This window comes from Nocardioides sp. Leaf307, from assembly GCF_001423135.1.
GTDB lineage: Bacteria > Actinomycetota > Actinomycetes > Propionibacteriales > Nocardioidaceae > Nocardioides > Nocardioides kribbensis.
The window spans coordinates 1,600,135-1,616,067 of the sequence record NZ_LMNY01000001.1; the positions used below are offsets into that span (position 1 = coordinate 1,600,135).

At 73.1% G+C, this 15,933-nt stretch carries 19 protein-coding genes and 1 tRNA gene; 6 read left to right on the plus strand and 14 right to left on the minus strand.

Features of this window, described 5'->3' with window-relative positions:
- Positions 1-47: 47 nt before the first annotated feature.
- Both ASF50_RS07310 and ASF50_RS20050 read right to left on the minus strand, forming a co-directional pair.
- Positions 48-371, minus strand: coding sequence for a hypothetical protein (locus tag ASF50_RS07310; RefSeq protein WP_056903916.1), 324 nt, complete (start codon positions 369-371; stop codon positions 48-50).
- A gap of 155 nt (positions 372-526) precedes the next feature.
- The gene (locus ASF50_RS20050; RefSeq protein WP_082502848.1) at positions 527-1,051 is read right to left on the minus strand and encodes a DapH/DapD/GlmU-related protein; all 525 of its coding nucleotides are present in this window, start codon (positions 1,049-1,051) and stop codon (positions 527-529) included.
- Between the two features lie 86 nt (positions 1,052-1,137).
- Here ASF50_RS20050 and ASF50_RS07315 point away from each other — a divergent pair, with 86 nt between their 5' ends.
- Complete coding sequence (locus ASF50_RS07315; RefSeq protein ID WP_056903917.1) at positions 1,138-2,121, plus strand: glycosyltransferase family 8 protein; 984 nt, start codon at positions 1,138-1,140, stop codon at positions 2,119-2,121.
- Positions 2,122-2,200: 79 nt separating this feature from the next.
- Here ASF50_RS07315 and ASF50_RS07320 read toward each other — a convergent pair whose 3' ends face one another.
- From ASF50_RS07320 to ASF50_RS07330, 3 genes are all read right to left on the minus strand, one after another.
- Positions 2,201-2,503 carry a hypothetical protein gene (locus ASF50_RS07320; RefSeq protein ID WP_056903918.1) on the minus strand — a complete coding sequence of 101 codons (303 nt, stop codon included), beginning with the start codon at positions 2,501-2,503 and terminating at the stop codon, positions 2,201-2,203.
- Between the two features lie 16 nt (positions 2,504-2,519).
- On the minus strand, positions 2,520-2,690 hold the full coding sequence (locus ASF50_RS18895) for a hypothetical protein (protein ID WP_156718137.1): 171 nt from the start codon (positions 2,688-2,690) through the stop codon (positions 2,520-2,522).
- Between the two features lie 552 nt (positions 2,691-3,242).
- Positions 3,243-3,458 (minus strand): hypothetical protein, encoded by a 216-nt coding sequence (locus tag ASF50_RS07330; RefSeq protein WP_156718138.1) that lies wholly within the window; start codon positions 3,456-3,458, stop codon positions 3,243-3,245.
- 111 nt (positions 3,459-3,569) lie between these two features.
- Between ASF50_RS07330 and ASF50_RS07335 the strand changes: the two genes are divergently transcribed.
- The 3 genes from ASF50_RS07335 (at position 3,570) to ASF50_RS07345 (ending at position 5,080) form a co-directional block, all read left to right on the plus strand.
- Complete coding sequence (locus ASF50_RS07335) at positions 3,570-3,797, plus strand: hypothetical protein (protein ID WP_156718140.1); 228 nt, start codon at positions 3,570-3,572, stop codon at positions 3,795-3,797.
- An 86-nt stretch (positions 3,798-3,883) separates the two neighbouring features.
- Complete coding sequence (locus ASF50_RS07340; RefSeq protein WP_056903922.1) at positions 3,884-4,996, plus strand: tyrosine-type recombinase/integrase; 1,113 nt, start codon at positions 3,884-3,886, stop codon at positions 4,994-4,996.
- Between the two features lie 10 nt (positions 4,997-5,006).
- Positions 5,007-5,080, plus strand: a tRNA-Ile gene (locus ASF50_RS07345).
- 90 nt (positions 5,081-5,170) lie between these two features.
- On the opposite strand, the gene ASF50_RS07350 is transcribed toward ASF50_RS07345, so the two are convergent.
- The gene (locus tag ASF50_RS07350) at positions 5,171-5,470 is read right to left on the minus strand and encodes a DUF3072 domain-containing protein (RefSeq protein ID WP_056903923.1); all 300 of its coding nucleotides are present in this window, start codon (positions 5,468-5,470) and stop codon (positions 5,171-5,173) included.
- A 171-nt stretch (positions 5,471-5,641) separates the two neighbouring features.
- On the opposite strand from ASF50_RS07350, the gene ASF50_RS07355 reads away from it, so the two are divergent.
- On the plus strand, positions 5,642-7,282 hold the full coding sequence (locus tag ASF50_RS07355; protein WP_056903924.1) for an LCP family protein: 1,641 nt from the start codon (positions 5,642-5,644) through the stop codon (positions 7,280-7,282).
- A gap of 22 nt (positions 7,283-7,304) precedes the next feature.
- On the opposite strand, the gene ASF50_RS07360 is transcribed toward ASF50_RS07355, so the two are convergent.
- The 5 genes from ASF50_RS07360 to ASF50_RS07380 form a co-directional block, all read right to left on the minus strand.
- Positions 7,305-8,276, minus strand: a complete 972-nt coding sequence (locus ASF50_RS07360) for an aldo/keto reductase (protein WP_056864240.1) — start codon at positions 8,274-8,276, stop codon at positions 7,305-7,307.
- An 85-nt stretch (positions 8,277-8,361) separates the two neighbouring features.
- Positions 8,362-9,159 carry an FAD:protein FMN transferase gene (locus ASF50_RS07365; protein WP_228943402.1) on the minus strand — a complete coding sequence of 266 codons (798 nt, stop codon included), beginning with the start codon at positions 9,157-9,159 and terminating at the stop codon, positions 8,362-8,364.
- The gene (locus ASF50_RS07370) at positions 9,156-9,668 is read right to left on the minus strand and encodes an FMN-binding protein (protein ID WP_056903925.1); all 513 of its coding nucleotides are present in this window, start codon (positions 9,666-9,668) and stop codon (positions 9,156-9,158) included. The genes ASF50_RS07365 and ASF50_RS07370 overlap by 4 nt, the downstream gene beginning before the upstream one ends.
- 4 nt (positions 9,669-9,672) lie before the next feature.
- A complete protein-coding gene (locus ASF50_RS19895; RefSeq protein WP_056903926.1) occupies positions 9,673-11,085 on the minus strand; it encodes a ferric reductase-like transmembrane domain-containing protein in 1,413 nt (470 codons plus the stop codon).
- Complete coding sequence (locus ASF50_RS07380) at positions 11,082-11,621, minus strand: hypothetical protein (RefSeq protein WP_056903927.1); 540 nt, start codon at positions 11,619-11,621, stop codon at positions 11,082-11,084. Before ASF50_RS07380 ends, ASF50_RS19895 begins: the two co-directional genes overlap by 4 nt.
- Positions 11,622-11,861: 240 nt before the next feature.
- Between ASF50_RS07380 and ASF50_RS07385 the strand changes: the two genes are divergently transcribed.
- Positions 11,862-12,395 (plus strand): DUF3145 domain-containing protein, encoded by a 534-nt coding sequence (locus tag ASF50_RS07385; protein WP_056864244.1) that lies wholly within the window; start codon positions 11,862-11,864, stop codon positions 12,393-12,395.
- 92 nt (positions 12,396-12,487) lie between these two features.
- Here the strand turns inward: ASF50_RS07385 and ASF50_RS07390 are convergent, their stop codons facing one another.
- The 3 genes from ASF50_RS07390 to fabF form a co-directional block, all read right to left on the minus strand.
- Complete coding sequence (locus tag ASF50_RS07390) at positions 12,488-12,982, minus strand: hypothetical protein (RefSeq protein ID WP_056903928.1); 495 nt, start codon at positions 12,980-12,982, stop codon at positions 12,488-12,490.
- A 151-nt stretch (positions 12,983-13,133) separates the two neighbouring features.
- Positions 13,134-14,570, minus strand: coding sequence for an acyl-CoA carboxylase subunit beta (locus ASF50_RS07395; protein ID WP_056864246.1), 1,437 nt, complete (start codon positions 14,568-14,570; stop codon positions 13,134-13,136).
- Entirely contained in the window at positions 14,567-15,835 is a 1,269-nt protein-coding gene (gene fabF / locus ASF50_RS07400; RefSeq protein WP_056903929.1) for a beta-ketoacyl-ACP synthase II, read from the minus strand. The genes ASF50_RS07395 and fabF overlap by 4 nt, the downstream gene beginning before the upstream one ends.
- Positions 15,836-15,933 lie beyond the last annotated feature (98 nt).

A 15,933-nucleotide genomic window follows, 5' to 3' on the forward strand; every position in this document is an offset into this window, starting at 1 on the left:
GATCTCGCTCGAGATCGGCGCGCGCGCGTTCGAGTCCCGCCGGGGCGTCAGGCGGGCATGATCTGGGAGGCGGGCACCCACTGCTGCGCGGTGACCCAGGTGCCCTCGACGAGGAGCGCGAGGGTGACGAGCCCCTCCCAGGGGAGCTGCAGCGGCTTGCGCCACCCGGCGAGCAGTCCGGGGGTGGGGCCGTCGGCGGTGGTGATGGTGACGTGGCGGGGCTCGATCGCCCGGTAGTCGCCGTGCTCGCGCAGGCGTAGGACTGAGGGGTGCAAGGTGGCGTCGGTGTGGCCGAGGGGTGCCATGGGGTCGGGGCCGGGTGGTTGGCGCAGGCCGGCGGTCGAGCCGTGCGTCGGGATCGGGTCAGTCATGGCCGGGTGCGGGTGTTGAGGTCGATCACGTTGTCGGTAGCGGGCTCGTCGCTGGCGTCCGCTGTGGGGCGCCGGTGGGGCAGTCGGGGTCGCCGCAGGGGCCGAGCGTGCGGTCGGCCTCGGCGTGGGCGTCGTCGTAGCTGCGGGGCATGGGGTCATGGTGCACCAGGGCTGAGCGCTCGGATCAATCTGGCTGGCACGCCGCCGTAGATTCCGTCGTCCGCAAGATCCCCGGTGACAACTGCGCCGGCAGCGACGACCACCCCTCGGCCGATTGTCACTCCACCGAGCACCGTTACCCTCGCGCCGAGCCAGGTGCCGTCACCAACGTCGATGGGGAGCGTAGTGGAGGCTCCAGCGCGTTGGTGCGAATCGCTCGAGAGTTCGTGCGAGGATGTCACGAAGACTGTCCCCGGACCAACATGAACCCGCGCGCCTAGCCGCACGGGTGACGCAGCGTGGATCTCGACTCCACGGTTCAAGAAGATGTCGCTACCAAGGGTAATATTGCGGTGACCGTAGAACCGAACTCCGCTGTACAGGCGAGCGGTGGAAATTTCGACCCCGCTGGCTCGTACTAGCCAGAGCCGCAGTCGTAGGGAAATCGCCGGGGATCCGCCCAACGAGTTGCTAAGGACCTCGTTCTTGAAACTCATTGGTAGATTGTTGTTGCTCTGCATCCCCTGTGTCCAGCGCGGAGAAAGGAGGGATTCGGGTTAGATGGCGGTCTTCCAGGGAAGCCGCCGTATCTGCGAGAGTGAGGGACATGAAGGACACCCTGGTGCTGTGGGTCACCGACAGGGGATACCTCGCCCCCTCCACCTTGGTTGCCGAGCAGGCCCTGGCTCAGGGCATCGGAGACATCGCCGACCTTGCGATATTCACTCTCGACGTGGACGAAGACGCGGCTCGGCAACTCGAGCGTGAGGTCGCCCACCCGGCTTTCAGCATTTACCCGATGCGCAATCGCGACTTCCAACCACCGCCGAATACAGAGTTCCACGCCAATCACGTTCCCGTCGCCGCGCTGGCTCGCTTGTCTATAGAGCCCGAAATTCCAGCTCAGTACCGCCGCCTGATCTACCTCGACGGCGACTTGCAGATCCGAGGACCTATCAGGCCGCTGGTCGAGCGGGTTGTCCCGGAGGGCAAAGTGGCTGCCGGTCGTGGCAGTTCCTGGCTGGATCCGTCTGGACAGCACGGATTGGAGCCTGCGGGGTACTTGGAGACCCTCGGCGTAGCCAAGGCAGATTACTTCAACTCCGGCGTGATGGCGTTCGGCCGCGACACCTGGGCTGATATGGCCCCGCGCGCGCTCGACCTGTTCTTCCGCAACTCCTCGGCCTACATCCGTCATGATCAGAGCGCGCTCAACGCGGCCTTTCGCGGTCAGGTCGAGCACTTCCATCCTGCTTACAACTTCCACACCTTCTACGCCACGGCCTACGCCCAGACGTTCGTCAAGCCCAGGATCATCCACTTCACCGGTCGAGCGAAGCCCTGGCACACCTGGGCGCCCCCGTGGGGAGCACGATTCGCCGACTCGTATCGCGGCCTAGTCCGGCGACACCCGGCTCTGGCTGATTACTTCGAAGTCGCCATCCCACGAGCATCTCCTGACGTGTTACGCAAACGTGCCCGCCTGTCCTTGCGTGAAGCGCGCCGGCTAGCGCAGCGGGAGAGGGACACCGTTAGATTCCGCAGGCGTCTGATCCGCCGATACGTCTCAGACACAGACTTCACTTTCTGAGACAGACGAAGGCCGCCCCACCACCCGGGGGACCGGGGGCGGGGTGGCGGGCTCGGTCTGGAGCCGAGGGAAATCGAGACTACCTACGGTGTCCGGGGTCGTCCAGGGGCTGCAGCGCGACGTCGGCGAGCACGGTCCCGGTTGCGGTGACAGCGGCCGCCGGCCCGGCGCGCAGGACGCCGTCGGGGGTCTCCTGCATGACGACCTCGGCGGCCGGGGTGACGAAGTAGCGCAGCGCGCCGATCGCGGCGGTGAGTACGCCGAGCGCGATCGCGGCGCCCTTCTCGTCGAGAACCTCCTGCCAGGTCAGCACGGCGAGCACGGCGGCGGCGAAGGCGAGCAGAGCAGCAGGCTCGCGGTAGATGCGGTCGAGGACGGTCATGGTGGTCTCCTTCGGGTCAGGCTGCGGGGTGGAGGCGGTGGGTGACGGCGTAGTGGTCGGAGCCGCGGCGCCGGCCGGTCTTTGAGGTCGTGCCGGTGTTGGCGATGACCAGGTCGGGGCCCTGGCCGGACACGTGCAGCTCGCGGGCTTGGGCCCAGGGTCGGGTCTCGTCGAGGCGGATGTTCATGTCTCCGACGGCGGCGGACAGGGTGTCGTCGGCGGTGTTGGCCAGGACTCGTGCGACGACCTCCTTGAACTCGGCGACCGCGGACGAGTTTGTGCCCGTTGTTCGTGGGGCCGTGCACGGCGAGCAGCTCGACGCGTTGGTGACCGAGCACGTGGCCGCGAACGATGAGTAGGCGGCGCGGCTCGTGCCAGCGGCCCGCGGAGTCGACGTGCCACCGCTCGGTGAGCGCGATGACGTCCCACGACTCGAGGACGAAGCCGGGGGACAGGAGTACGACGGTGTCGCCGCGCTCGGAGACCAGGGCCCGGGCGCGCCCGCCGGGCTCCGGGGTCTCGGCGAGCAGCCGCAGGCCGTAGCGCTTCGCGATGTCACGGAGCTCGGCGTGCCGAGACCACACCTCGGTGAGGACGATCGCGGCCGCGCCGGCGCGCAGTTGGGAGCGGACGTAGCGCTTCAGGCGGGCGCGGGAGGCGTTGTGGGTGTTCCACGCGGCGAAGACGATCCCGGCCTGGGCGTGGCGGCGCCGGCGGCGGGTCTCACGGGGCGCGTCCATCAGCAGGCCGTCCAGACGTTGTGCTCGACGTAGCCGTGCCAGGTCTGGCCGTCGGGGGCGCCGCTGTGCAGGACGCTGTTGGAGGACCCGTCGCCCGGGCGGATGCTGATCGTGCCGTCGTCGTGCTCGCGGACGGTGTGTAGGGCGAGGGTGCTGATACCGATGCCGTCGGGACTGACAAAGCCCCAGACCCCGCCGGTGAGGTTCCCGCTCATGTCCCGGCTGGCGTAGAGAGCGGTCGTCCGCACCTCAAGGTTCGCTGGGTCGAACGGGGCCGGCGGGGGTGCATCGACTTCGCCGAGCGGGTGATCACGCTGCGCCGATCGATGAGCTACGAAGAGCGCCGCAGCGTGGTGTGCCACGAGCTCATCCACGACGAGCAAGGGGCAGTGCCGCTGTGGATGGAACCGCGCGAGGAGGGCACGGTGCGCCACGTGGCCTCGCGGCGCCTGATCGACCTGGAGTCGCTGGCGAGGGTTCTGCAGTGGACCTCGTTCCCCGCCGAGGCCGCCGCCGAGCTGGGAGTCGACATGCCCCGCTGCAGGCACGCCTGATCAACCTCACCGATCACGAACGCGCCCACCTGTCGACAGCCCTGGCAGACGTGCCCCACGTGGGACACTGACGTGAGGGGCCTTCTATGGCCTGGGCAGAGAAGCTCCCCAGCGGGAAGTACCGCGGCGTCTACCGCGACGCCGCCGGCACGCGCCGCTCGGCAGGCACCTTCACGCACAAACCGCGCGCCGAGCGCGCCGCAGCAGCGAAGGAAGAGGTCGCGCGCAAGAAGATGGCGCGCGACCCCGAGGCCTACCGCCGGACCTGGGGAGAGTGGTGCGAGGAGTGGTGGGAGACCAGGGGAGTGGAGCCCTCGACGCTGCGTCACGATGCAGCTCGTCGGCGCAACCACCTCAAGCCGCGGTGGGCTGAGGTCGCGATCGGCGCGATCACCCGCCAGGACGTCCGCGCGTGGGCTGCCGAGCTCGCGCGCGGTGGCATGGGCGCCGAGACAGTGAAGCGGTGCGTGCACCTGCTCTCGGCCTCACTCTCGGCCGCTAAGGACGCCGAGGTGATCGACGCTAACCCGGCTGCTCGGATGAAGCTCAGCAAGGGGGCCGAGGCCCAGGAGCGGTTCCTGACACGCGAGGAGTACGACGCGCTCTACGGCGCGATGCCCAGCACGGACGACCGACTCATCCTTGAGACGCTCGTGCACACCGGCCTGCGCTGGGGAGAGCTGGCGGGTCTGCACCGCTCCCGCGTCGACCTGGCGCGAGGCTTGCTGCGCGTCGTGGAGACCTACGACGAGACCGGCCGCGCGATGAAGGCCCACCCGAAGGGCAAGCAGGTCCGCGAGGTGCCGCTCACGCCGTCGCTGGTCGAGCGGTTCCGCGACCTGGTCGCCCGGGTCGGCACCTGCGGTGTCGAGCACACCCAGGGGCGGTGCCGCTCCCCGCTGCTGCTGACTAGCGAGACCGGCCACCCGCTGCGCAACAGCAACTGGTCCTACCCGGTGTGGGTGCCGGCGGTCGCGCGGGCCGGCATCGGGCACGTCCGGGTGCACGACTGCCGCCACACCTACGCTTCGTGGCTGCTGCAGGCCGGCGTGCCTCTGGCCGAGGTGGGCAAGGCGACGGGACACCGCTCGACTCAGACGACGGACAAGTACGCTCATCTGGCCGAGACTCCGACCGCTGCTGTGCTCGCCGCGCTGGCTGCCCCACGAAAGCCCCACGGCGGCGCTGAATCGGCCTGAGATTGGCTTAGGGGCGGTAGCTCAGCCGGTCAGAGCAGAGGACTCATAATCCTTGGGTCGTGGGTTCGAGCCCCACCCGCCCTACGTCAGCGAGCCCCCGGGACCGTGAGGTCCCGGGGGCTCTGCCGTCGCTGCGACACGGAGGCGCTGCGCCGCCTCGGCGGCGCGGTGGGCTCAGCTGTCGGCGCCGCGCCCGGTGGAGGCCTGGAGCCGGTCGATGTGCTCGGAGGCCTCGGCCTTGGTCAGGTCGGCGGGAAGCGTCTCGCCGGCCTCGCGGGCCAGGGTGTCGAGGTAGCTCTTCTGGGCGCCGGTGATGGGCTCGTCGCCGGTCACCCAGTCGTTGGGGTCCTTCTCGGCGTTGGTCGGGCTGGGGTTGTCGGCACCCAGGACCTCGCCGTCGGGCACGCCGCTCGGGGTCTGCTCCGTGCCCTGCTCGGGAGCCTGGTCGTTCGAAGACATGTTCGATGAGGTCATGGGCCCACGCTACGTCGGGGCGCCGGCGGACCCCAGACCCCGAACGGGTGAGGGCGTCGACCCCGGCGGGGAGATCGGGCGGGGTGCTATTTTCCGCCGAGGGTGGTGCGAGCCGTGCCGGTGCACCGACCCGACAGGAGCAGGCCGACCGGACCGAGGGAGGGGCGCCGCGTGGAGGACGTGTCACGTGAGCCCGGTGCCGTGCCCGCCCACCCCGGGTCCCCCTCGCCCCAGGCGCCCCGACGCGGACGCCGGCGGGCCAGCAGCCGACCGGCCCTCGCCCGGCGCACGCGGCGGGCCCGTCCCTCCACCTCGCCCTCCACCCCGCCTCCCACCCGCCGCCGCGGCGGCGCCCGCGCCGACCGGCGCCGCCGTCGCGCCGCGGGCCTGCGCGGCACGCTCGGGGTGACGCTGCTCGGCGCGCTCGTGCCGGGGGCCGGCTTCCTCTACACCGGACGCCGCCTGCTCGGGGCCCTGGTGCTGCTGCCGGTGCTGGCCCTGCTGGGGGGCGCGGCGTGGTACGTCGGGCGCGACCTGCGCGCCCTGCTCGCCTTCGCCGTCGACCCCACCCGCCTCACCATCGCCGCGGTCGTGCTGGTGCTCGGCCTCGCGACCTGGGTGGCCGTGGTCTACCTGACCTACCGCCAGGTCAGGCCCCCGAGCCGACCCCGGTGGCACACGGCGGTCGGCCACGGGTTCGTGCTGGTGCTCTGCCTCGCGATCGGTGCGCCCTTCGCGGTGGCGGCGCGCTACGCCCAGGTGCAGGCCGGGCTGATCGGCACCGTCTTCGACGACGACCGCAACGAGAGCGCCACCGTGCCGACCGACGTCACCGAGGAGGACCCCTGGGGCGCGCGGGAGCGGGTGACCGTGCTCCTGCTCGGCGGCGACGGCGGCGAGGGTCGCACCGGCGTGCGCACCGACACCGTGATCCTGCTGAGCATGGACACCACCACCGGCCGCGCGGTCACGGTGAGCCTGCCGCGCAACCTGATGAACGCGCAGTTCCCCGAGGACAGCCCGCTCCACGACCTCTACCCGACCGGCTTCAGCGGGCCCGAGGACGACGGCTTCTACATGCTCAACGCCATCTACGGCCAGATCCCCGAGCGCCACCCGGGCATCCTGGGGGCGAGCGACAACGAGGGTGCCGACGCCCTCAAGCAGGCCGTCGAGGGCAGCCTCGGCGTGCCGGTCGACTACTACCTGATGGTCAACCTCAAGGGCTTCGAGGACGTCGTCGACGCCATCGGCGGCATCACCGTCAACGTCAACGAGCCGGTCGCCATCCAGGGCAACACCGACCTGGGCATCCCGCCGGTCGACTACATCGACCCCGGCCCCGACCAGGAGCTCGACGGCTTCCACGCGCTGTGGTTCGCCCGGGGGCGCTACGGCTCCGACGACTACGAGCGCATGGACCGCCAGCGCTGCGCGGTCGACGCCATCATCGAGGCCGCCGACCCGATGACCGTGCTGCAGCGCTACCAGGTCCTGGCCGAGACCGGGCAGGAGATCGTCTCCACCGACATCCCGCGACGGATCGTGCCGGCGCTGCTCGACCTCGCCCTCAAGGTCAAGGACGCCAAGGTCAAGTCGGTCGTCTTCCGGCCCTCCGAGCGGTTCTTCTCCGGCGACCCCGACTTCAGCTACATGCGCCAGGTCGTGGCCAAGGCCCTCGAGCCGCGCTCGCGCCCCGGGCTGGGCAAGAAGGACCCCGGCCGGGCCGAGGACCCCGAGGACTCCTGCGCCTACGCGCCGGCCGACGGCACCGACGCGACCAGCAGCACCGACACGGCCGCGGCGTACTGAGCCGAGCGGGCCCGGCGGGCCCTCAGCGGTGCCCGGCGACCGCGTGGGGCACGTAGCCGGAGCCGAGCTCGTCGAGCTCCTCGTCACTGAGCTCGAGGTCGACCGCGGCCACGGCGTCGGTGAGGTGGTGGGCCTTGGTGACGCCGACGATCGGCGAGGTGACCACCGGCTGGTGCAGCAGCCAGGCCAGTGCGACCTGCGCCGGCGCGACGCCGCGTCGCTCGGCCAGGGCGAGCACCGTGGCGACGATGTCGGCGTCCTCGTCGCGGTAGAGCGTGCCGCCGAACTCGTCGGTCTCGGTGCGGGAGGTCTCGGTGTCCCAGGGGCGGGTCAGCCGGCCCCGGGCCAGCGGGCTCCACGGGATGACCCCGACCCCCTGGTCGGCGCAGAGGGGGAGCATCTCGCGCTCCTCCTCGCGGTAGAGGAGGTTGTAGTGGTCCTGCATCGACACGAAGGGCGTCCAGCCGTGGGCGCGCGCGACCTCCTGGGCCTTCGCGAACTGCCAGGCGTACATCGAGGAGGCGCCGAGGTAGCGCGCCTTGCCCGAGCGCACCACGTCGTGGAGCGCCTCCATGGTCTCCTCGATCGGCACCTCGGGGTCCCACCGGTGGATCTGGTAGAGGTCGACGTAGTCGGTGCCGAGGCGGCGCAGCGACGCGTCGATCTCGTGGAGGATCGCACCGCGCGAGAGGCCGGCGCCGTGGGGCCCGGGGCGCATGCGGCCGTGGACCTTGGTGGCGAGCACGACGTCCTCGCGTCGGGCGAAGTCGCGCACCGCGCGGCCGGTGATCTCCTCGCTGGAGCCGCCGGAGTAGACGTTGGCGGTGTCGAGCACCGTCACGCCCGCCTCCAGGGCGTCGCGGATGATCGCGCGGCCGGCGTCCTCGTCGAGCACCCACGGGTGACCGCCCCGCGACGGGTCGCCCCAGCTCATGCACCCGAGGGTGACGACGGAGACCTCGAGGCCGCTGCTGCCGAGTCGTGTGTAGCGCATGGGCCCATCCTGCGACGGGCCCCCAAGCCGGCCCGGTGTGGATGCGGTGCGGGTGGGACGCGGGTGGGACACGGGTGTTGCGTGGTCAGCGCGGGGTGGCGAACGTGCTCGTGGTGCCGTCGTCGTGGACCACGAGCCCCGAGCGTCCGGGGCGCTGCCGCAGCCACGCGAGCGCGTCGGGGCCCAGGGCATAGGCGCAGGTGGCGTCGACGTCGGCCTCGGTGAGGGTCGGGGCCACCACCGTCACCTGCCGCACCCCGCGGGCCGTGCGCCCGGTGCGCCCGTCGAGCAGGTGAGCGCCGCGGTGGGTCGTGCCCGAGGTGGCGACCGCGCCGTTGCCGACCGGCACCACGGCGAGCAGCCGCGACGCGTCGCGCGGGTCCTCGACACCGACCCGCCACAGCGGCGTACGCCGGCTCCGGGTGCGGCAGAGCACGTCGCCGCCGCCCGACAGGCACCAATCGGTGCCCACCAGCGGCTCCAGCGCGCGGGCCGCCCGGTCGAGGGCCCAGCCCTTGGCCACGCCCGTCGGGTCGAGACGCACGCGGCCCACGGCGTCGGGCAGGCGCAGCGTGAAGGCGCCGCCGGAGTCGCGGGTGGCGTCCTCCCCGAGGGCGAGGACCTCGGCCAGCTCCGGTGGGCACTGCGCCAGGGAGACCTCGCCCCGGTCCAGCCGCGACACCCAGGAGTCCTCGCGCCAGGTGCTCAGCAGCGCGTCGCTGCCGCGCAGGCTCGTCATGACCGCCGACCAGGCCTCGAGCGCGGCCGGGTCGTCGGGGTCGGCGGCGTGTGGCCCCCGCAGCGCGAGGCTGACCGGCAGGCCCATGACGTGGTCGACGTGGCGGCGCGTCGGGCCGGGTGCGGTGGCCGCGGGGGCGCTCACAGGCCGGCCTGGTCGAGTGCGTCCTGCAGTGAGCCGACGTAGCCCTGGCTGGTCACGGTGGCGCCGCTGACCATGTCGATCTCGGCGCTCTGGGCGTCGAGCGTCTCCTGCACCAGCACCGGCAGCGCGTAGGCGTTGATCTCCTGGTCGTGACCGTTGCCGGAGGGGTACTGCAGCACGTCGACCCCGGTGATCGCGCCGCCGCCGTCCACCGTGAGCTGCACCTGCACCGGCCCCAATTGGGTCTGCACCACGCTGCCGGTCACCGTGCTCGACCCACCAGAGCCGCCCGAGCCGGCGTCGCCGCCTCCCGCCCCTGCGCCGGTCGACCCACCGGTGGTGCTCCCGCCCGTGGTCCCGCCCGTGGTCGCGCCGGCGGTGCTCGTGGTCGTGGCGCTGTAGGCGGGCAGGGCCGCGGTGGTGCTGGGGCCCTCCAGCGAGGTGCGGTAGCCCAGGAGGAACACGACGGTCGACAGCGTGCTGAGGGCCCACAGGGAGATGCGTCTCATCGGGTCACCACTGGAAGGTCTCGAGATGGACGTGGTCGGGGTGCGCGCCCGCGGCGCGCAGGCTGGCGACGACGGAGTCGCTCCAGCCGTCGGGGCCGCAGACGAAGACGTCGCGCTCGGCGACGTCGGGCACGAGGCGGAGCAGGGCCGCCGTGTCGTCCACGGGCGGCACGCCGTCGCCGAGCCAGGAGCCGGGAGCCCGGCGGGGGCCGGGGAGCCCCACGAGGCGCAGGCCGCGCTCACGGGCCAGCACGGCGAGCTCGGCGCCGAGCAGCGGCTCCCGGGCGTAGCGGTGGAGCACGACCACGTCGCCCGGGGTCTGGTCGAGCCCCTCGGCCAGCGCGCGCAGCGGGGTGATGCCGACGCCCGACCCCACCAGGAGCACGCCCCGGCGGGTGCGGGCGCGCGCGGTGAGGCGCCCGAAGGGCCCCTCGACGAGCACGCGGGTGCCCGGGCGCAGCGAGGCGACGGCGGCGCTGCCGTCGCCGAGCGCCTTGACCGTCAGGCGCAGGCTGCGCCCGTCGGGGGCGGCCGAGAGCGAGTAGGGGTGGGCGCGCGACCAGCCCGGGCCGGTCAGGAAGCGCCACAGCAGGAACTGCCCGGCCTCGACCCGCAGCCGGTCGAGGCGTCCGGTGAGGTAGACCGACACCGCGGCGTCGCCCTCCGCCACCACCGAGGTGACCCGGAGGTCCAGGCGCCAGGAGCGCCACAGCGGCAGCGCCACGCGCCACACCACCACGGCGCCGGCCGCCGCCGCCCAGGCGCTCCACCAGTAGACGGTGGCCGCGGTCGAGGCGAGCAGCTCCTGCCCGGTCCACAGCTGGTGGGGCAGCGCGAGCCCGACCCCGAGGTAGGCGTAGAGGTGCAGCAGGTGCCACGACTCGTGGCGCAGCCGGGAGCGCGCGGCGCGGACGCTGGTCACCACGACGATGACCAGGCAGACCAGGCCGGCGAGTGCGAGGAGCATGCCCGGGTAGTCGACCGTAAGGTCCCAGGCGGTCGCCGGAGTGGCGAGCAGGTCCCCGGCGGCGTAGCCCCAGACGATCAGACCGACGTGGGCCAGCACGAGGTCGAAGGACACGAAGCCGACCACGCGGTGCAGCCGTGCCAGTCGGTCCTGGCCGAAGGCGTGCTCGAGCCACGGCAGTCGCGCCATGAGCAGCACCTGCGCGAGCAGCAGGTCGGAGCCGACCAGCCCGGCGAGGCGGCCGCTGGAGAGCAGACCCGTCTGCCACCCCGCGAGGTCCTGCACCCCTCCGCCGGCGACCCACCAGTAGGTGACGACGAGCAGGCTCAGCCACAGCGCCGCCACGGCCGAGGTCCGGACCGCTGCGTCGACGCGCGCGGCACCGGTGTCGAGCGCCGCGGACGTGCTCGGGGCCCCGTGCGGCGCCGGGGGAGCGGCGAGGGTGGTCACGTGGCCGACCCGCTCGCGTCGTCGTCGGTCGTCGCGCCGGGGTCGGCGGGGTCGGGCGCGGTCCCCCCGGGAGCGGTGCCGTCGGGAGCGGCGGGGAACCCTCCCGCGGGGCCGTCGCCGTCGGGGCCACCCTGAGCGGGGAAGCCGCGGTCGTCGCCGTCGCCGTCGCCGGGTCCGTGGCCCGACGGCGCGCCCGGCACTCCGGTGCGGTCGCCGTCGGGCCCGGTCGCCCGGCCCACCGCGAAGCCGCCCGCGGCCGAGCCCAGCAGCAGCAGCGCGGCGAGCGCGCCGGCGGCGGCCACGCGTGCGCCGCGGCGGCGGGGGAGCCGCTCGCGCCACCGGCGGCGGGTCGACAGCGGCGCGGCGGCAGCGGTGTCCGTCGGGGCGCCCGTCGAGGTGGCCGTCTCGGCGCTCGGAGCGGGGGCCTCGGCCGGGCGTGCGGCGGCGAGCGGTGCGGTGGGCGCCGCGGGACCGGTCGGCTCCCAGCGCGAGCCGCTGGGGGTGGGCCGGTCGGTGCCGGATCGGTCGTCGCTCATGGTGGTGTCCTCTCGCCGGGTCTGCGACGTCGCTCGACGTCTCACACCGAGGACCCTCGCCGGGGCGGCTGGCAGCACCACCGGGACCACCTGTGCGCCACCTGTGAGGCACCGACGGGATGTCGTGCTGGTGCCCGGGGCCGGCGTGCGGCACAATGGGCCGCACAACTACACGAGTGTCATTCGTGCGACCGACATCTGACGACGAGACCGCTGGGGAAGGCGTAGCTCGCGCCGCAGATGAAGGAGGTCACGGTGACCACACAGACTGCCACCCGTAATTCGACGAGGGGCGTGCTCTACGTGCACTCAGCGCCCTCGGCGCTGTGCCCGCACGTGGAGTGGGCCGTCGGCGGAGTGCTCGGTGTCGCCGTCAGCCTCGACTGGACGCCGCAGCCGGCGCAGTCGGGTACCTACCGAGCCGAGCTGTCCTGGGCGGCCTCGGCCGGCAGTGCTGCCGCCATCGCCTCGGCGCTGCGCGGCTGGAACCACCTGCGCTTCGAGGTCACCGAGGAGCCCACCAGCGCCACGGAGGGCACCCGCTTCTCCTACACCCCCGAGCTCGGCGTCTACCACGCCGTCACCGGGCTGCACGGCGACATCATGATCCCCGAGGACCGGCTCAAGGCCGCGGTCGTCAAGGCCGCGCTGGGCGAGGTGACCCTGCTGACCGAGATCGACAAGCTGCTCGGCAAGCCGTGGGACGACGAGCTCGAGACCTTCCGCCACGCGGGCGACGGCGCGCCGGTGCGCTGGCTGCACCAGGTCGTCTGAGGCCGTCGGGCCGGTCGCCGACGCTGGTCCGGCACCCCGCAGGGCCGACGCCGTGAGGTCCCGCCGAGCCCGGTGCCGCGCGAGCCGTCGGGTCAGCTCGGCAGGCGCAGGCGGAAGCGGATCGGCTTGATGGAGCCGTCGTGGATCTCGTCGACGTTCTGCAGCGTGAGCTTGCCGCGCAGCGTGAAGCGGCCCGGCACGGTCGCGGTGCGGCAGAAGCGGATCGAGTCCACCCCGGCCTTGGGGTCGGCGCCCTTGAGCAAGGCGCCGGCCGCGACCCGCTCGCCCCGCCGGTCGACCAGGAACGTCTCCAACGCCCACTGGTCGAAGCGCGGCTTCACCTCCACCTCGTAGCGGTAGCGGTAGTCGTGGCAGCCCTTGCGCAGGATCCCGTCGCCGCGCTCGATCTGGGCGAAGCGGGCGAAGCCCTCGTGACCCGGGTGCGCCGGCGCCGGCGCAGCGGGCCCGAGCACGGCGGCGCCCAGCGCGGTGGCCGCCGCGACGGCCAGTGCGGCCGCGCGCGGGCCTCGGGCGGCGCGGGCGCGGCGGGTGGACGGTCGGATCAGCGCGAGCGTGGTGGCGGGCATGGGGGTCGACCTCCCGGGTGGTCGTCGTGTGACGGTCGTCTCCCCACCGTGCCACGGGCGCGGCGGTGACGCGACACGCCCCCGGATCGTGGGACGACCCGGGGGCGTGCTGGTGTGTGCGGGGGGCGCGGCGGGGTGCCGGCGAGGAGCCTCAGAGCGGGATGTTGCCGTGCGCGCCGTGGCGTACGCCGACGCTCTGCACGGCCTCGTCGATGGCGCGCGCGATCATGCTGCGGGTGCGCTCGGGGCTGACGACCTCGTCCACGACCCCGATCTCGACGGCCTTGTCGACACCACCGGCGATGCGCTCGTGCTCGGCGGCGAGCTCGGCCTCGACCTGGGGACGGATCTCCACCGACACCTCGGCGAGCTTGCGCCGGTGCAGGATGCGCACCGCGGCGACAGCGCCCATGACCGCGACCTCGGCCCCGGGCCAGGCGAACACCTTGGTGGCACCGAGCGAGCGGGCGTTCATGGCGATGTAGGCGCCGCCGTAGGTCTTGCGGGTCACCAGGGTGACCCGGGGCACGACGCACTCGCCGAAGGCGTGCAGGAGCTTCGCGCCGCGGCGCACGACCCCGTCCCACTCCTGTCCGACACCGGGCAGGTAGCCGGGCACGTCGACGAGGACGATGAGAGGCACCCCGAAGGCGTCGCACATGCGCACGAAGCGGCTGGCCTTCTCCGCCGACAGCGAGTCGAGGCAGCCACCGAGGCGCAGCGGGTTGTTGGCCACCACCCCGACGGTGCGCCCGCCGAAGCGGCCCAGGGCGGTGACGATGTTGGGCGCCCACCGGGCGTGGAGCTCCTGGGCGGTGCCCTCGTCGAGCACCGACTCGACCAGCGGGTGCACGTCGTAGGCGCGCTTCTTCGACTCCGGGAGCAGGGCCGCGAGGTCGCGGTCCTCGACGTCCTCGACGCGCAGGCTGCCCTGGGCGCCGAGCAGCGAGGCCACGCCGCGGGCGCGCTCGAGGGCCTCGGCCTCGGAGTCGGTGAGGATGTGCACGACGCCCGAGCGGCGACCGTGCGGCTCGGGACCACCGAGACGCAGCATGTCGACGTCCTCCCCGGTCACCGAGCGCACGACGTCGGGCCCGGTGACGAAGATGCGTCCCTCGGGGCCGAGGATGACCACGTCGGTCAGCGCCGGGCCGTAGGCCGCGCCGCCGGCCGCGGGGCCGAGCACCACGGAGATCTGCGGGATCTTGCCCGAGGCCTGGGTCATCACGTGGAAGATGCGGCCCACGGCGTGCAGGGAGAGCACGCCCTCGGCCAGGCGTGCCCCGCCGGAGTGCCACAGGCCCACGATCGGCACGCCGTCGGTCATCGCGCGGTGGTAGGCGTCGACGACCACGCGGCAGCCCACGTCGCCCATCGCCCCGCCCATGACGGTGGCGTCGGAGCAGAACGCGACCACGGGCGAGCCCGCGACCTTGCCGATGGCGGCGAGCATGCCGGAGTCACCGTCGGGGGTGAGCAGCTCCATCGAGCCGTCGTCGAAGAAGGCGGTCAGGCGCAGAACCGGGTTGCGGGGGTCCTGGTCGCGGGGGAGCTTCGCCGGCTTGGCGGGCGCCGCCTGGACGCTCATCGGTAGGTCCCGAACGCGACGGCGACGTTGGCGCCGCCGAAGCCGAAGGAGTTGTTGAGCGCCGCGATGTCGCCGTCGCGCAGGGTGCGGGCGGTGGTGGCGATGTCGAGCTCGACCTGCGGGTCGAGGTCGTCGAGGTTGATCGTGGGCGGCACCAGGCGGTGGTGCAGCGCCAGCACGGTCGCGATCGACTCCAGCGCGCCGGCGCCGCCGAGCAGGTGGCCGGTCATCGACTTGGTGCTCGTGGTGACGACCTCCGAGGCGTGCGAGCCCATCACCGCGTGCAGCATCAGGCCCTCGGCGATGTCGCCCTGCGGGGTCGAGGTGGCGTGGGCGTTGACGTGGACGATGTCGGCGGGGCTGATGTCGGCCTCGAGGAGGGCCCGCTTGATCGCGCGGGTGCCCCCACGGCCCTCGGGGTCGGGCTGGGCGATGTCGTGGGAGTCGGCGGTGATGCCGGCACCGAGCACCTCGGCGTAGATGCGCGCACCGCGGGCGCGGGCGTGCTCCTCCGACTCCAGCACCAGCACGCCGGCGCCCTCGCCGAGCACGAAGCCGTCGCGCCCGGTGTCCCAGGGACGGGAGACGGTGGTGGGGTCGCCGCCCTCCTCGCTGCCGGTCTTCGACAGCGCCATCATGTTGGCGAAGGCCGCCATCGGCAGCGGGTGGATCGCGGCCTCGGTGCCGCCGGCGACGACGACGTCGGCACGGCCGAGGCGGATCTGGTCGATGGCCAGCGCGATGCTCTCGTTGCCCGAGGCGCAGGCGGAGACCGGGGTGTTCACGGCGGCGCGGGCGCCGACGTAGAGGCTGATGTTGGCGGCGGGCGCGTTGGGCATGAGCATGGGCACCGCCAGCGGGGAGACGCGGCGGGGGCCCTTCTCCTTGAGCACGTCGTAGTTCGACAGCAGCGTGGTGACACCGCCGATGCCGGAGGCCATCGCGACGCCGAGGCGGTCGCGGTCGAGCTCGGCGTCGAGGAGGCCGGCGTCGGCCCACGCCTCCATGGCCGCCACCATCGCGAACTGCGAGGAGCGGTCGAGACGCCGGGCCTTGACCCGCTCGAGCACCTCGGTGGGCTCGACGGCCACGCGACCGGCGATCTTGACCGGCATGTCCGCGGCCCACTCGTCGGTCAGGCGCCGGACGCCGGAGCGGCCGGCGACGAGCGCGTCCCAGGTGGTGGCGACGTCGCCGCCGACGGGGCTGGTGGTGCCGAGCCCGGTGACCACGACTCGGGTGCGGGCGGATGGCGCGGATGTCATCGTCAGGGTGTCCTCACGTGCGGGAAGGGACGCGTCGGGCGGTGCTGCTGCGCCCGCCCGACGCGGGTGGTGCGGGGCGGCCCCGGGGTCCGGGGCCG